We start from the raw sequence: 16,442 nt of genomic DNA, 5'->3' as shown, positions 1-16,442 counted from the left end.
GCCATGCGTCAGGTGAGCTGGCGCAGCAACCCCGCGAACTGGCGCAGCTCTTCGCTCCGCTGCACCGACAGCGGCTCCGGGTCGAAGTGCGCAATCTGGTTGCGGATGCTACGCACCCGGTCGAGCTGGTGCACGAACTGGACGCGGTTCACCCCGGTCCAGCCCAGGGTCTGCCAGTTCTGGTCGGCCGCGGCGCACAGCGCTTCTTTGCGGTGTCCCTGTTTGCTGCGCTGATCGCCGTCCAGCAGCATCACGTACTGGCCGAACATGAGGTCCGCGATCTTCCCCGTCTTCCTGTCGTTTTGCTGCACGGCACGGATGGCGTCCTCACTCATCTTCGCGCCGAGGCACTTGCGGAGCCGGAACTCGATCTCGCCCACCACGAAGAACGGCCATGCGGTCGCGTCGAAGCGCTGGGTGATGTCCGCAGCGGTGACGATGCCGCTGATGCGCCCGTTGTGAGCCCGGACCAGTACGTATCCGTGCTCGCAAACGTTGGAGAGCATGGCGAAGAAGTCGTCATGTGCGTGCGCGACCGGCGGGTCCTCCACGATCGCGTTGGCCAGTGCCGCTTCCGCACCTGTGGCGTACATCTTGGCCACCGAGCGCCAGGTGACTACGCCGGCCACCGTGTACTGGTCCTCCAGGACCGGGACCTGGGAGTAGTTCTTCGTGTGCATGATGTACGTCGCCTCGGTGAGGTCCGAGGCAGGCGTGACCGAATCGACTCCGGCGTGTGCGCACGGCAGGTCGCCGATCCGGAAGGGCTGCTGTGGCATGGCACCGGGCAGCAGCCCCGCCTCGTCCTCCTGCTCCTCGTCCGCGCCGTCTCCCTGGTCCCCTGCTGCGGATTCCTGGGCAACAATGTGGATCTCGGACTGGCTGCTGCACGTGGCGAAGTACGGCAGGGTTGCGAGACCGACGTCCTTCAGCTTCTGCTCGATGTGCAGGATGGCCTGGTCGTTGCGGAACCGGGTGTTGAAACAGGTCAGGAGCTCAACGAGAGGTAGGCGCCGGCCCTTGAGCGCCAACAGTTCCTCGTCGGAGGGTGTCCGGAGCACGGCCGCGTCACCCGACCTTCGCGTCACGGAAGACGGTGCGCTTGCCCATGGCCGACATGACCAGCTCCAGCAGCTGCTTGGATCTGTTCTCGTAGAACTGCTCGAAATCGCCCGCGTGCAGCGCGGCGGGGTCGATGAGGTGAGTGCCGATGACGTCGTCGAACCACTCGGGGCGCATTCCCGACTCGAGCGCGAGCGTCTTGAGGTAGCCGGCGGGCGATCCGGTCATGCTTTTACTGGCCCGCAGGGACAAAGGCGTCTTGTTGATGATCGAGTTCGCCCTGTTGCTGTAGGCCCGGTGGTTCTTGTCGATCCACGCCTTCGGGAAGATCTGGCGCACCTCCACGCTGTACTCGGCCAGACGCGCGGCGTTCAGAGGTGCTTCCGTGAAGTACCAGTCCACCGCCCCCTGCTTGACCAGAAGGGCGTAAACCCCCTTGTACGCGGCGCTGTTACGCGTGCTGAGAGTGTCCAGCCGGTCATCCAGGAAGGCCGCTTCGGCGATGGTGTCGGGGACTACTTCAGTGTTGCCCTGCAGTCGTTCGATGAGTTGCTCAACGTCGCGGGTGAAGCGGCTCTCCGTCGAACCGCCGTACATCTCGCCAAGCACGCCGCACCAGTACCACTGAGTGAGCAGTTCGTCGGCCGCCGCTGTCTCGGTCTCCTCGCCGAGAATCGTCCGTACGGCGGCCAGCGGTACGAGCTGGGTTCGGTACGGCAGGTCGGGGGCGCGCACGATGCATTGCCGCTCCAAGAACGCCCCCACCCACTCGAAGGCCTCCGCCACCCGCGGAGCGAGCTGGCTGAAGTCGGCGAGCGGCAGTTCCAGCAGGTCACGGCGCTTACACGAGACCGCGGCGCGCGGTTCCCGGCGCTTGCGCTCCCAGGTTCGGACGAGCGCCACGGCCTGGAGGAAATCACTGCTGCTGAGCCCGTCCTCGACACCGGCCTCCATGCGTCCGAACACGGGGTACGACGACGTCAGGCCCTTCTTGATGTCCAGCCAGACGTCGGGGAGCTTGTAGTAGTCGCCGTGCTCGGCCACGTACTCCTGGTTGCCCGCATAGGTGGCCGTCAGCAGTTCGAAGACGTTGAGCGGCACACCACCGGTGTTCACCCGCTCGAACACGGCACAGACCGCGTCCATGGTCGTGGAGGCCGCGAGCTTGATCATCGGTACCTGGAACGACTGCATGCGGTTGAGCACGTGCATCTGGAACTGTCCCCAGAACCCCCAGTTCGTGACGTCGACCTTCACGTACTCCTGGTGCCAGGCATTCACTCGCTCGGTGTCGAACACGAAGTGGAGCGGGAAGTAACCGGCCGCGCACTCGCCTTCGACGGTGCTCAGGTCGATGAGGTCCCTGCGGTTGAAGCCGGTCTTGAGGATCTTGTCCTCGGGCACGGACACGATGGCATCGTCGCGTTCGGCCGGTGGCCCGATGGCCTTGGCGATGTCGACGTAGTACCAGCGCCTCAGCTCCTTGCCTCGAGCATCCACCGTCTCCACCGGGCGATCCCGGTGCAGTGCCTGGAAGAGAGAGGTCAGTCGCTGCTGGCCATCGAGCAGCAGGAGATCAGGAACCTCGCCCTCCGCATCCTCAGCGCCCTTGAGCGTCCGGGTGCGGAACAGTGAGGTGCCATTGGTCTGCAGCGCCATCACCACCCCGAGCGGATAGTCGAGTGTCACCGTCGCGATGAGCGCCCTGATGCGCTCGTCGTCCCACTTCCACTCGCGTTGGAAGTCGGGGAGCTGTAAGGCGCCGGAAGCGACGTCCGCAAGGGCGTCGCTGAGTTTCAGACTGTCGAGTGCCACGCTGTGTCTTTCCGTCTCGGACCGAACGCTGCCTCACCGCCCCTCACGGCGGTGAACATGCCATTGCATCAACGGGGTTGGCGGCAGTCAAGGCATTCACCGACGCCGCTGCCAGACACCAGCATCGGCGATCCGGAGCCGGCCGGAGAATCCGTCCGCACTGCGGTCCAAACGCACTATGGTGCCGCCCATTTCTCCCTGTGCCCTCGTGGCCCCAAGCCGATGGGAGACTGTCGGGGTGAGTACAGACAGCCCCGGCCGAAACGGACCCGTCAGTGCCGCCAGGCGCCGCGACGTGATCGACGCGCTGCGCCGGGGAGCCGTCCCGGAGAGCGGGCTCGACCTGCTGGCTACCGGCCTGGACCGGTTCCAGAGTGCGCTGGACGCCGAGCTCGACGCGGTGGCGTCGGGCGCGTCCGTGTTCAAGGCCGTACGCGGCGAGTACGGGTCGGGCAAGACCTTCTTCGCACGGTGGCTCGGGGAGCGGGCCAAGCGGCGTGGCTTCGCCGTCGCCGAGATCCAGGTCTCGGAGACCGAGACCCCGCTGCACAAGCTGGAGACCGTCTACCGCCGCCTCACCGAGCGGCTGACCACGCCCGGATTCCCCCCGAGCGCGCTGCGGCCGGTCGTGGATGCGTGGTTCTACGCCCTTGAGGAGGACGCCCTCGCCGCGGGTGCGTCCGAGGAGGACCTGCCTGCGAAGGTCGAGCGGCTGATGACGGACCGGCTCACCGAGGTGTCCCGGCACGCCCCGTCGTTCGCGACGGCGTTGCGGGGTTACCGTGCGGCCCTCGAGTCGGGAGACGAGGCCACCGCCTCGGCCGTCATGGCGTGGCTGGGCGGACAACCGCATGTGGCTGCGGCGGCCCGCAGGTCCGCCGGGGTGCGCGGCGACCTCGACCATTTCGGCGCCCTGGGGTTCCTGCAGGGGCTGCTCACCGTGCTGCGCGACTCCGGGCACGCGGGCCTGTTCGTCGTGCTGGACGAGGTGGAAACCCTGCAGCGGGTCCGCTCCGATGCCCGTGACAAGGCGCTTAACGCACTGCGCCAGCTCATCGACGAGGTGCACTCCGGACGCTTCCCCGGCCTCTATCTGCTGATCACCGGCACGCCGGCGTTCTACGACGGCCGACAGGGCGTGCAGCGTCTGGCTCCGCTGGCCCAGAGGCTGGCCACCGACTTCACCACCGATCCGCGCTTCGACAACCCGCGTGCCGTGCAACTCAGGCTGCCGGGCTTCACTCTGGACTCGCTGATCGGTCTCGGGCTGACCATCAGGGACCTGTATGCGTCCGGAGCTTCATCGGCCGAGCGAGTCAAGGAGATCACAGACGACGTATATGTCGCCGATCTGGCCAAGGCCGTCGGCGGGGCACTGGGGGGCAAGGTGGGGGTAGCGCCTCGTCTGTTCCTCAAGAAGCTCGTCGGCGACGTCCTCGACCGTGTGGACCAGTTCGAGGACTTCGATCCGCGCAAGCACTACGCACTCACGGTGAACGCCTCGGAGCTGACCGAGGTCGAACGCAACTCGGCGGCGGTGGACAGCGCCGACGATGTCGAACTGGACCTCCCGTGAGCGACGTGGCGCCCGACCCTATGGACCTGCTTCACCCGGGGTTGGTCCACCACGTCGTGAACACCCTGGGCTGGCCCCGCCTGCGGACCCTCCAGGAGGAGGCGATCACGCCCCTGACAGATGGGGCGGACGCCGTCCTGATCGCCCCCACCGCAGGTGGGAAGACCGAAGCCGCGTGCTTCCCCTTGCTGTCGCGGATGGCGCAGGAGAATTGGGACGGCACCTCGGTTCTCTACGTATGTCCGCTGAAGGCGCTGCTCAACAACCTGCTGCCCCGGCTGGAGACGTACACCTCCTGGCTGGGGCGCACAGCCGCGCACTGGCATGGCGATGTCACACACTCCCGCCGCAAGCGCATCCTGCGCGAACGGCCGGACGTGCTGCTGACCACTCCCGAGTCCCTGGAGGCCATGCTGGTCAGCGCCAACGTCGACCACCGGGCGTTCTTCTCCGGGCTGCGGGCGATCGTCGTCGACGAGGTGCACGCCTTCGCGGGCGACGACCGGGGATGGCATCTGCTGGCTGTGCTGGAACGACTGGAGCGGGTGGCCGGTCGCCCGGTACAGCGCGTCGGCCTGTCGGCGACCGTGGGTAACCCGGAGGAGCTGCTCACCTGGTTGCAGGGAGCAAAGGCCGGGCGGCGCACGGCACAGGTCGTCGCCCCGCACCTGAAGGAGACGGTACGGAAACTGCCCCCGCCCGGGGATGTCCAGCTCGACTATGTGGGGTCCCTGGCCAATGCGGCGACAGTGATCGCGGCATTGCACCGGGGCGAGAAACGACTGGTCTTCTGCGAATCGCGCAAGCAGGTCGAGGAGCTCGGCGCGGCGCTGCGTGCGAAGGGCGTGACCACTTTCCTGTCCCACGCCTCGCTGTCCGCAGACGAGCGGCGTCGGGCTGAGGAAGCCTTCGCCGAGGCTCGCGACTGCGTGATCGTCTCCACCAGCACCCTGGAACTGGGCATCGATGTCGGCGACCTCGACCGGGTCGTCCAGATCGATGCGCCGAGCACCGTGGCCTCGTTCCTGCAAAGACTGGGCCGCACCGGTCGACGGCCCGGATCCAGCCGCAACTGCCTGTTCCTCGCCACCGACGACGCCAGCCTCCTGTCCGCGGCGGCACTTCTGCTGCTCTGGTCGCGCGGCTGGGTGGAGCCGGTCATCGCTCCTGCGGAGCCCCGGCACATCGTCGCGCAACAGGTGCTGGCGCTCTGCCTCCAGGAGCACCGGGTCGGTGACCGGCTGTGGCAGGAGTGGTGGGGAGGCCTCGGTCCATTCGGCCCTTCCGCCGAGCCGATCGTGCGCCACTTGGTTGAGGAGGGCTACCTGGACCGGGACGGCGAACTTCTGTTCATCGGCCCAGAGGCCGAAAATCGGTTCGGCTACCGGCACTTCATGGACCTCACCGCCGTCTTCACCGCCGCCCCCGAGTTCACTGTGCTGTCGGGCCGCACCGAGATCGGCACCACAGATCCCGTGCTGCTCACGGACGAGGTCGTCGGCCCTCGCCGACTTCTGCTCGCCGGGCGCAGCTGGCAGGTGACGTACATCGACTGGTCGCGCCGCCGCTGCTTCGTCGAGCCCGTGGAAAGTGGCGGGCGGGCTCGGTGGGGAGGCGTCGGCCTTACGCGTACCTCGTCGTACGAGCTGACACGGGCAGCCCGCGACATCCTGCTCGGCGCGACCCCTCCGGTCAGGCTCACCCGCCGTGCCGAAAGTGCCCTCGCTCGCGTGCGCGACGAGAGCGCCGAGTTCGTGTACGGCGACGGGACCGTCATCATGCGGGGAGGCCGCGACACGAATGTCCGGTGGTGGACCTGGGCCGGCTATCGCACCAACGCCACTCTGGCCGCCACCCTCTCCACCATCGCCGATCCGCTTCAGCGCCCCACCGACACCTACGTGCGGCTGCGCGAGGACATCACGCCCCAAGAATGGAAGAAGGCAACCGCGGACGCCGTCCGCCACCTGTGCCTCCCGGCGGTGGACCCCCGTGCGCTGGCCGGACTGAAGTTCAATGCGGCCCTCCCACTGCGTCTTGCCGAAGCAACACTCGCGGCCCGGTTGGCCGACCTGGACGGTGCAGCCGCTTTGCTCCGCGAGGCCGTGAGATTCACTGATCTTTAACTCACGGAGCCCAAGACCAGGCCGGCGGCGGCACGGGCGATGGCGAGCAGGCTCGGGCTCTCCTGGCAGCGGCTGTGGACCGACCCCCGTGGAACGGAAAATGGTGAAGATCGCCAACGAACGCGGCAGGCGGGCGATCCTGCCGGTGGGCAGCTACCGGGAGGCCACGAGGCACTCGCCGTGTTCGCGATCAACAACTGGGCCACCCGTTCATACGCGACGAACCCGCCTTGGCCCATACGTTGGACAAGGTGACGGTCGCCGACGTGAACCTCGACGAGGTGGGGCTCGGCCTCCTCGCGGACCCGGACCCTGATCAGCCCGTACACTCATCCGTTCCTGAAGCCCGGCGACCTCCCACTGGGTGACTGGCTTGCCCGTCGTGGTCGCGTCCCGGAACGCACCGTCAGGCACCTCACTTGATCTGCGTGAGGATGGCTAGGTGGGCGCGGCGCCACACCAGATCGGGCCCGAAGATCACTCCGTTCCAGGACACTGGGGTGCGGCAGGGGGCCGCAAGGGGCAGCCCCCACACACTGCGACCGGAGCGCCGATCGCCTACATGCCCGCTCGATTCACCGGGACGGCCATCTGGATCACCAGCTCACCAGCGTCGGCCCATGGTGCCGCGCGTCCCCATGCCCCGTGTCCCCCGCCGGGGGCACTCGCCAGAGACCAGCGTGATCGACCTGGCCGTCACGTCGACCTGCCACATCTCGTCGCCACGAACCCAGTTGGCAATGACAGCCTCCTTGTCGGGGGCCACTACAAAGCCCCCGACGGCGGCCGTCCCGCTGGCAGGGGTCGGCGGTGAACTGCGTGTGAATGCCCATCGCCTCCATCAGCGCCACGGCAAGGGACAGGAGGATGCGCTCGTGGCGCGGGGAAGAGCTCACCACGCCCTCGGAGTGGCGGTTCTCTTCCGTGGCGACCCGGCTGGAGATCACCCTCAGGACGATGTCAGTGTGACGCGGAGCGCCACGGATACACGAGCCATCTACTGGTCGCGCAGAAGTCATGGCCGAACCACTGAGAACTGGAGAGGGCCCCCGACCTGTGTCGGGAGCCCTCTCCAGTTCCGGATCAAACGGACCGACGGGCTACCGCACTACCGCGCCGCGTAGCCGAAGCGGCTGCCGGCGGCGGGGAGGCCTCCGGTGCCGGGCTGGTAGGTGGTGATCGCCGCGTTGGTGCCGCCGGCCGTTACGTTGGACAGGGGCAGGGCGCGCAGCGTGCCGTAGGTGGACGGGCCGTAGGGCATGCCGACGTACAGCCTGGTTCCGGTGTAGTGGATGCTCGAGCCCAGTTGCTGGTCGGCGCCTGCCGGGCCGGGGATGCCCGAGGTGCCGGCCTCGATCCAACGGTCGTTCGCGCCGGGCGAGCCGAGCAGCGAGAAGGTGGTGAGGGCGCCGGCCTTGGCGGCCGTACCGACAGCCTCGCCCGGGATGCCGACGGCGAGCTTCATCGTCGCTGTGGCGCTGACCGAGCGGGGTGCCGTGTTGACGGCGGCGAGGGTTTGGCCGAAGCGGTCGCCGGCCTCGGAGGTGCCGGCCACGTCGTCGGAGGCGGTACCCGAGAAGTAGTTGTTCAGCTGGGTGTACGTCCCTGCAGCGGTGATGCGGAAGGTGAGCACGTTGCCGGCGTCGGCCTTGTCGTCGCCGGAGATGTCCAGGTCCTCGCCGGGGGAACCGACCGCGAGGATGGAGTCGGTGGCGGCGGCCGCTCCGGAGGGGCGGTGGGCCACCAGCGCGAGGGACCTGCCGAACTGGTCGCCCGCCTCGGCGGTTCCGGCGACCGTGTCCAGGTCCTGGTCCAGGCCGAAGAGCGCGGTCGGGCGGTTCTCGGAGTTGAGCCGGTGGGAGAAGACCGCCACGTTGCCCGCGTTGGCGTGGGTGCCGATGGCTTCGCTCGGGGCGCCGATGGCGATGTGGTTGGCGTCGGCCGCGATGCTGGCGCCGAAGGCGTCGTTCGCCTCCACGGCACCGGGCACGCCCGTGCTGTCCTGGGTGATGCTGACGTTGGCGGTCGTGATACCGATGCTGGTGCTGTCGCGCACGTAGAACGCGACGCCTGCCTTGGCCACGGACCCGATGGCTTCGCCCGGTGCGCCGATCACCAGGAACGGTTCGCCGGAGGCGGTGGTGCCGGCGGCCAGGGCCTGGCCCATCCGGTCACCGGTCTCGGGCTTCGAGCCGCCGATGGACCCGGTGCCGGTCTCCTGCTCGAGGTGGGTGTCCTTCACCGCACCGGTGCCGATGCCGTTCGGCGCGCCGTACAGGACGTCGGCCATGCCCGCGTCGGCCACGGAGCCCAGGTCCTCCGACGGGGTGCCGACGACCAGGTCGGTGCAGCCGTCCTCGTTGTGGTCGACGGTCGCGATGCTCTCGCCGAACCAGTCGCCCGCCTCGGCGCCGCCCGGCACCCAGTCCAGGTCCTGGTTGATCTCGGCGGTTCCCTTGCCTCCGCCGTAGACGACCCGGACGACACCGGCGCCGTCGTTCCCGCCGACTGCCGCCTTGGGGTCGGAGACCGCGGTGTCCTCGACGCCGTCGCAGTTGAAGTCGGTGACGCGGACCGCGCCGGTGGTGGAGTTCACCCAGGAGGCCAGGTCGTCCACGCGTGTGACGATGCCGCCGGTTCTGGTCTCGGCGGCATCGATGCCGTAGCAGCCGCCCTGGTACGACCGGCTGCCCAGCGCGGCCAGTTGGGCCGTGCCGTCACTGACCCGGACGAGGGGACCGCCGGTGTCGCCCATGCACGCGGCCACGCCGTCCGTCCCCGTGACCGAGGCGGTCGTGGTGGCGGCGGTGTCCACGGTGAAGGGGCCGGTGTGCAGGCTCAGCGGTGCCCATTCGCTCGCGGTGCGGCCGTAGCCGGCCAGCGTGAGTGTCTCGCCGGGGGTGGGCGCTGCGGTGGCCAGGGCGATCGGGGCGACGTTGGTGACCGGGCGGTTCAGGCGGGCCAGGACCGCGTCGCGGTCGGTGCGCGGGACCAGCTCGACGATCTGGCGGACCGCGCCGGCGGTGCCCGACAGATCGGAGCGGCCGACGACCGCGGTGGTCTTCAGGGCCGGCTTGCCCGCGGGCACGGTCAGGCTCGCGGCCGGGTCGTCGGCGAAGCAGCTGGCGGCGGTGAGCAGCCACTCGCGGTCGACCAGGACGCCGGAGCAGCCCCGGTCGTGGTCGCCGACGGTGATCTGGGCGGCGTAGGCATAGGTGGTGTCGGCGACGGAGGGGCCGGTGACGGCGGCGGCGGGGCCGGCCGTGAGCAGGGCGGCGCCCAAGGTCAGTGCGGCGAGGCGCACAGGTCTGGCGTAGGTCATGAGATCGGTTCCCTGGTGTGGGTGGTGGCGGATTCGGGCAGGAGGGCTCGGCGGGGCGCTACTTGGAGGTCCGAAGCTCCAGGAGCGTCCACTCACGGGCCTGCTCGTCCGCGCTCTCACCCACGGGGGTCCAGGTGTTCTTGGTGATGTCGTACGTCGTTTCCTCGGTACCGACCGTCAGGTCCGCCTCGGTGGCGTAGTCGTTGCCCCGGATGAGATAGACCGAGGGGATCTCCACGGTCAGCCAGCCGGAGTTGCCCTTGACGGCGAAGCAGACCTTGCTCTTGTCACGGGCCATGACCTCCAGCTGACCTGTACCGGTCGCGCAGTCGGCGAGCACGATGTGGCCGTCGCCTCGCTTGAGCAGGATGTTCTGCTCAGCGAGGATCTTGTCCGCCTGCGGGTAGTCGAAGTCCTCGACGGCGTAGCCGGGAGCCTCGTCAGCCACCGCAACCGCTGCCCCGGACGCGGCACTGCCCACCGTGGCGGCCCACGCCAGGGCACCGGCCGCCAGAGCCGCCATGGCTGTGCCTATGAGTCTTTTGCGGTGCGCTCTCGGCGGCATGGGGAAATGTCCCTTCATCACAATCCTGGCTTGTTGCTCCGGACGAGGAATTACCGGACGGAACGCATTTCGCGCACGGGCGTGAAGGACTCGGAAATAATACACAGCCCCCCACTCCCGGCAATGAAATAGCCCTCTGACCACCTGCCGGAAAACTGCTTGAGCGTCCCATACAACCTCGCATCCCTGAGCCTGTCCACTCGTGAACTCCCCTAAATGGGACGGGAAGTGACGGGTCGTTATGGAGTCAGTCACACTCGCAAAAGGTTGTACCGGTTTACATCAAGAAAGGATAACGACAGGTTACGAAAGTTGTCCTGAAAGGTGAGCGAAGGTGGTGGTTTTGGTTAATGGGGCGACGGTGGTCGCCCCATTGAATGCGGCATGGAAACGGTATGGTGCGGTTAAAGAGTGTGTGCTGAATTCAACGAGCAGAATCTCGACGGAACAACGGAACAAGGGAGTGACACGTTGAGTGTCAGATTGCGGGCCGTGCCGGTTTGGCGCGGCTCCGTGGCGGCGCTGATCGCCCTGGTGATGGTTCTGGGCCTGGACCTGCGTCCTGCCGCGGCGGTCGACGAGGTACCGGAATACACGCGAGCCGACGTCCTCATGGAGTGGGAGTACGGCGGTCAGGGCGTCCGGCGTGCGGCCGAGGCGGCCCTGCTGGGTTCGATCGAGGACGTCCAGACGTTCATGGACGTGGACCTGCCGGCCGCCCAGCTGGAGGACCTGCGGGTCGAGGTGGCGCAGATCATGGCCATCGGCGGTCCGGGCGTACGGGAGGCGGCCAACACCGCGCTGGGCGGCGGTGAGACGGAGCTGCAGGCCTTCCTGGACGGTGGCTTCACCGCGGCCTACGAGGAGGACCAGCGCGTCCAGGCGGGGCAGATCATTGCCCTCGGCGGTCCGGGCGTGAAGAAGGCCGGCAACACGGCGCTGAGCGGCACGGCCGACGACGTGAGCGCGTTCATCGAGACGGGGCAGAACAAGGCGCGGGCCGACGACAACCGGGTCCGGGTCGCCCAGCTCATGTACGCCGGCGGCACGAACGTGAAGCTGCTCGCGGGACAGGCGCTGGACGGCACCGACGAGGACGTACAGGACTTCCTGGACGACGGGTGGGCCGTCGCGGCCGCGCGTGACCAGGAGACGCTGACCGTCGCGCAGTTGGCCACACTCGCCGACACGGCGCAGAAGCGCGCCAGGGAGCTGACCGAGACCGCCAAGGAAGAGGCGGCCAAGGCGGAGAAGGCAACGCAGGCGGCGAAGGCGGCCGCGCAGGCCGCCGCGGCGGAGGCGCTGGAGTCCAAGGAGTCGGCCGGCCGGGCGGCAGCGGCCGCGACGCGGGCGGCGGCTGCCGCCGAGCGGGCGGCAGCCGCGGCCCGTACGGCGGTGTCCTCGGCGGCTGCGGCGAACGCGACGGCACGGGTGGCCGCCTCGGCGGCAGCGCAGGCGGCCTACGCCGCCAGCCAGGCCGGCAACGCGGCATCCGTGGCCAGGTCGGCCGCGGGCGCGGCGGCCAGTGACGCCGGGCGGGCCGACGCGGCCCGCCGAGCGGCGGACAAGGCGAACGCCGCCGCCTCCGGGGCGCGGAAGGCGGCGACCGCCGCCGACCAGGCCGGTATCGCAGCCGACCAGGCGGCGATCGCCGCCGGTGCAGCGGCCAGCGCGGGTGCGAACGCGGCGGCGGCTGCTGCCGCCGCCGCGAACGCGGGCCGCTGGGCCGGCGAGGCGGGTGCCAAGGGCGACGAGGCCGCCGCGGCGGCGGCCAAGGCCAAGCGGCTCGCCGACCAGGCCACGCGGGCGGCGGGAGTGGCGCAGTCCAACGCCAAGCAGGCCGCCACGGCCGCCCGGCAGTCGCGCGACGCAGCCAACGAAACCGCCGCGCACGCCGAGGCGGCGGCGCTAGCGGCGAACAAGGCCGCCGACGATGCGGGCAAGGCGGTGGACGCCGCCAAAGCGGCCACCGAGGCGGCGAACGCGGCCACCGAGGCCGCGAACAACGCGATGAAGGCGGCCGACCAGGCCTCGACCGTGGTGGAGCTGGCCCGCAAGGCGGACGCCGAGCGGCTGGCCCAGCAGCAGGACGAGGCGGTCCTGGCGGCCGAGGAGGCCGCTGAGGCTCACGACGAGAAGGTGGCCGCTTCCCAGTGGGAGATCGGCCGCATCCAGGAACTCGGCGCCCGGACACAGCAGTTGGTGACCGAGGCCGCGGCGGCGACCGACCTGTCGGTCACGGCCGCCAAGGGACGCCAGGCTGCGGTCAACCTGCTCGCCAGCGGCGGAAGCTGGGTCCGCGAGGCCGCCGGGGACGCGCTGGCGGGAAGCGACGAGGACATAGCCGAGTTCGTGCGCGTCAGGCTGGCGCTGGCCATGGAACAGGACGACCGCGCCAGCGTCGGTCACATCGCCACGACCACCGAGATCCCCGCGCAGCGGCAGGCCGCGCTGGACGTGCTGGACAAGCCGATCGACCAGGTGCGCGAGTGGCTGCGCACGCGCGCCTACCCGGGCAAGGAGGACGACGACCGGGTCGCCGTGGCCAAGATCGCGGCAGATGGCGGGCCGGGCGTGAAGGCCGCCGCGAGTGAGGCGCTCGACGGTACCGCGGCCGACATGGCGGAGTTTCTGGAGACCGGCCAGTACAAGGCGCAGGAGGACGATGACCGCGTCGCGGTCGCCGATGCCCTGGCCGTTGGGGGCCCAGAGGTCCAGGCCGCGGCGCAGGCCGTGCTGTCGGGACCGGCGTCCGGCCTCCGGCCCTTCCTGGAGGTCGGCCTGTACAAGGCGCGCCAGCGGGACGCCAACGCCGCCGCCCACCTCGCCGAGGTCAACATCCTGCTGCAGGCTGCGTACAAGTCGGGGGCGCTTGCGCAGAAGGACGCCGCACTGGCCCAGAAGGTCGCCGCGGAGGCCCGTCAGGACGCCGCCAAGGCCATCGAATGGTCCAACGAGGCAGATGCGTCCGCCAAGCGGGCGAACACGTACGCTCAGCAGGCCGACAAATCGGCCGACCAGGCCGCTGTCTCCGCCGCCGAGGCGGCCGAGTCCGCGAAGACGGCCCGGAACGCCGCCGCGGCGGCCCGGGTGGACGCACAGGCGGCGGCCCGCTCGGCGCAGCGCGCCCAGCACTCCGCCGCCATCGCCCACGGCTACTCCCTCGACGCCAACAACTCCGCCTATGAGGCCCGTCTTTCCCAGCTGGCCGCGGAAGCGGACTACGCCGCGGCCGCCGAGGCGTACACCGAGGCCCTGGGGACCGCCGCCGACCTGCTGGTCAAGGAACTGAAGGAGCAGATCCAGCAGGAAGCGGCTCTGGAGACCAGCAAGCCGCTCACCGATGCGGAGCTTCGCGCGGCACTCGAGAGGCGGTTGGTCGACTACCGCTCCATCGTCATGGAGAACGGGGAACTGAAGCCGGGCGAGACGCTCCTCGTCTGCGGCGGTGACGGCGCCGGCGGCATGGGCTGCATCACCACCACCTATCTCGACCGCCTGATCGCCTGGTACATCGGAGCCGACGAGATCGAGAAATGCCTGCAGACCAAGAAGCCCTCGTGCCTGTCGGGCCTCGCTCTCAGCGCCCTCAAGCTGAAGATCTTCAAGAAGGTCAACTGTGGGAAGAGCAGCTTCACGCCGGGCACCCGGGTCCTGATGGCCGACGGCCGGACCAAGGCCATCGAGGACATCCGGATAGGCGACCAGGTCATGGCCACCGACCCGGAGTCCGGCCGCACCCAGGCCAAGCGCGTCCAGCTGACCATCGGCAGCAGAGGTCAGAAGAACCTGGTGGACGTCACCGTCACCGGTCCCGACGGGCAGGCCACGGGCACGCTGGTGGCCACCGACAACCACCCCTTCTGGGTGGCGGGTGACGAGAACACCTGGCGGGACGCCGGGCAGCTCGAGCCCGGCGACGCGCTGCGGACCGACGCCGGTGCCTCCGCACCGGTCAGCGGGACCAAGGCGTGGGCCGCGGCCGAGCAGCGCGTCCACAATCTGAACGTCGCCGACTTCCACACGTACTATGTGCTGGCGGGCGAAATCCCTGTTCTGGTGCACAACGCGAGTTGTGCCATCGGTTTCACGCAGGACACAGTCGCGGATGCCTTCACCGACCTGAACAAGGGCGGCGGTCACGCGATGCGGCACCTGAAGGACGACGGGCTGATTCCCAACAAGGGAAGCGTCGCCTCCCAGCTCGAGTACTTCAAGCAGAACTTCTCGCAGGTTCTGACGTCGCCGGACAAGACGTTCGACTGGAAGACTGGTGGCACCCAGGCCAGGGGTTTCGCCAAGAAGGTCAATGGCCAGGTGGTGGTGATCATGGTGGCGAAGGAAGGGCCTTATCAGGGCAAGGTCATCACTGCGATGAAGCCCGGTCCCAAGAACCTGGCGAAGTGGGGCCTCCTGTGAGCTCCCTCAAGGAGGCGATCACCTGGAGCGGCCCCGCGGTCGTCATCCTGTTCACGATCGGGCGGGTCGAATCCCCCCTGCGAGAGGGCGAGTTCGACATGTGGGGCACAGGTCCGGACGAGGTCGGACTCTATGAGATGTCCTCCGAGCCCAGAGAGAGGCAGGCAACCGTCCGGGAGTACGACCTCACCTTCGAGGAAGACCGCCTGGACGGCCCGGATTTTCCGGCCTATCTGCGGGAGTGCCTGCGGAAGGCGTCTGCGCACGCGGAGGGAATCGCGTGGCTGACGTTCGAGGGAGCCTTTCATTTCGACCACCTCTTCACGGACGACATCGCGGACCAGATCTACGGATACTGCGTGGCAGGGGATGATCCTGTGGTCGCCTGGGATCGCGAGCTCATGAAGAGTGATGGATGGAAGCGTGAGATCAGGGAAGTGCGATCAGTTCTGGACCGTGATTTCCCGAGGTAGTGAACTCCCGAGGTAAGCGAAGGGCTCCCGGCCTCGGCCGGGAGCCCTTCGCCGGACGTGATCATCTTTCCTGGCCGCCGCGTGCCGTCAGCGTCCGGCTCAGGCACTCCGTGAGGCGGGCTGCGAGGGTGCCGTCCGGGTCCAGGTGGGGATTGAAGATGGTGAGGTCCAGGCCCAGCGCTCGTTCGTCGGACAGAGCTGTGTGCAGGACGTCCTCCAGTTCCTGCCACGTCAGGCCGCCCGGCAGGCGGTAGTCGACTGCCGGCATGACGTCGTCGCTCAGGACGTCCGCGTCCAGGTGGATCCAGTACGCGGTGCCGAGCAGGCCCAGCGCACGGTGCGCCGCCGCTTCCGCGCCCCATGCGCGTACGGCGTCCAAGTCGATCGCGTGCAGTGTCTGCGGGAGCGGTTGCATTCCTGCCTGTGTCGACTCGGCTGCGTCGCGGAACGCGAAAGCGACCACGTTCTCCTCGCGCACCAGCGGGCCTCGGCCTTCCAGATCGGTGAGCAGGCGTGGGCCGCGGCCCGTTGCCAGGGCCAGTTCCATCGACGCCGCTTCTCCGTTCGGCTCCGCCGACGGCTGGTAGAAGTCGGTGTGGCCGTCGAGGAACAGCAGGCCGTAGCGGCCGGAGCGGCCCCCGCGGCGGCGCAGGGCCAGGAGGTTGCCGAGCAGGATCGTGCAGTCTCCGCCCAGGACCAGGGGGAAGAGATCGTGGTCGAGGGCGTCGCCTACCGCATCGGCCAGGTTTGCGGAGAAGTGCGCGATGGCTGCCGCGTTGAGGATTCCTGTCTCCTCGTCACGCCTCGGGTCGTACGGCGGTGCTTCGACCCGGGTGTGGGTGTCCGCGTTCGTCAGCCCGAGTTGGTCCAGGAGTCCGGCCTGGATCAATGCCGTCGGCAGGTCCTCCACGCCGGACGGGCGCAGGCCGAGGATCGACGGGGCCTCTATGACCGTCAGGTTCCGCATGGCTGCCGCCTCCCTCGGGCCCGCCTCCCTCGGGCCGGTGTCGTACCCCTGTCGGCGTATCGGCGTGCCTCGTGTCGGGGAGCCCACCGGGCCTTTGGAGGAGGGCGTCTGACGTCG

At 68.9% G+C, this 16,442-nt stretch carries 9 protein-coding genes; 4 read left to right on the top strand and 5 right to left on the bottom strand.

Going from position 1 to position 16,442, the window contains the following annotated elements:
- Positions 1-8 precede the first annotated feature (8 nt).
- On the bottom strand, positions 9-1,061 hold the full coding sequence (locus F7R91_RS21830) for a CBS domain-containing protein (protein WP_150950776.1): 1,053 nt from the start codon (positions 1,059-1,061) through the stop codon (positions 9-11).
- A gap of 7 nt (positions 1,062-1,068) precedes the next feature.
- A complete protein-coding gene (locus F7R91_RS21825; RefSeq protein ID WP_150950775.1) occupies positions 1,069-2,877 on the bottom strand; it encodes a GmrSD restriction endonuclease domain-containing protein in 1,809 nt (602 codons plus the stop codon).
- Between the two features lie 238 nt (positions 2,878-3,115).
- Here F7R91_RS21825 and brxD point away from each other — a divergent pair, with 238 nt between their 5' ends.
- The gene (brxD, locus tag F7R91_RS21820; RefSeq protein WP_225320736.1) at positions 3,116-4,453 is read left to right on the top strand and encodes a BREX system ATP-binding protein BrxD; all 1,338 of its coding nucleotides are present in this window, start codon (positions 3,116-3,118) and stop codon (positions 4,451-4,453) included.
- A gap of 20 nt (positions 4,454-4,473) precedes the next feature.
- A complete protein-coding gene (locus F7R91_RS21815; RefSeq protein WP_150950866.1) occupies positions 4,474-6,579 on the top strand; it encodes a DEAD/DEAH box helicase in 2,106 nt (701 codons plus the stop codon).
- A 1,108-nt stretch (positions 6,580-7,687) separates the two neighbouring features.
- Here the strand turns inward: F7R91_RS21815 and F7R91_RS21810 are convergent.
- Together F7R91_RS21810 and F7R91_RS21805 are read right to left on the bottom strand one after the other, a co-directional pair.
- Positions 7,688-9,901, bottom strand: a complete 2,214-nt coding sequence (locus F7R91_RS21810) for a trypsin-like serine protease (RefSeq protein WP_150950773.1) — start codon at positions 9,899-9,901, stop codon at positions 7,688-7,690.
- A 58-nt stretch (positions 9,902-9,959) separates the two neighbouring features.
- On the bottom strand, positions 9,960-10,424 hold the full coding sequence (locus F7R91_RS21805; RefSeq protein ID WP_225320735.1) for a hypothetical protein: 465 nt from the start codon (positions 10,422-10,424) through the stop codon (positions 9,960-9,962).
- A 513-nt stretch (positions 10,425-10,937) separates the two neighbouring features.
- Between F7R91_RS21805 and F7R91_RS21800 the strand changes: the two genes are divergently transcribed.
- Both F7R91_RS21800 and F7R91_RS21795 read left to right on the top strand, forming a co-directional pair.
- Entirely contained in the window at positions 10,938-14,885 is a 3,948-nt protein-coding gene (locus F7R91_RS21800) for a polymorphic toxin-type HINT domain-containing protein (protein ID WP_225320734.1), read from the top strand.
- On the top strand, positions 14,882-15,358 hold the full coding sequence (locus F7R91_RS21795) for a hypothetical protein (protein ID WP_150950772.1): 477 nt from the start codon (positions 14,882-14,884) through the stop codon (positions 15,356-15,358). The genes F7R91_RS21800 and F7R91_RS21795 overlap by 4 nt, the downstream gene beginning before the upstream one ends.
- Before the next feature lie 61 nt (positions 15,359-15,419).
- Here F7R91_RS21795 and F7R91_RS21790 read toward each other — a convergent pair whose 3' ends face one another.
- The gene (locus tag F7R91_RS21790) at positions 15,420-16,325 is read right to left on the bottom strand and encodes an arginase family protein (RefSeq protein WP_150950771.1); all 906 of its coding nucleotides are present in this window, start codon (positions 16,323-16,325) and stop codon (positions 15,420-15,422) included.
- Positions 16,326-16,442 lie beyond the last annotated feature (117 nt).

The sequence above is a fragment of the Streptomyces luteolifulvus genome (assembly GCF_008806595.1).
GTDB classification, from domain to species: domain Bacteria; phylum Actinomycetota; class Actinomycetes; order Streptomycetales; family Streptomycetaceae; genus Streptomyces; species Streptomyces luteolifulvus.
This window is presented reverse-complemented; position numbering and strand designations above follow the sequence as displayed.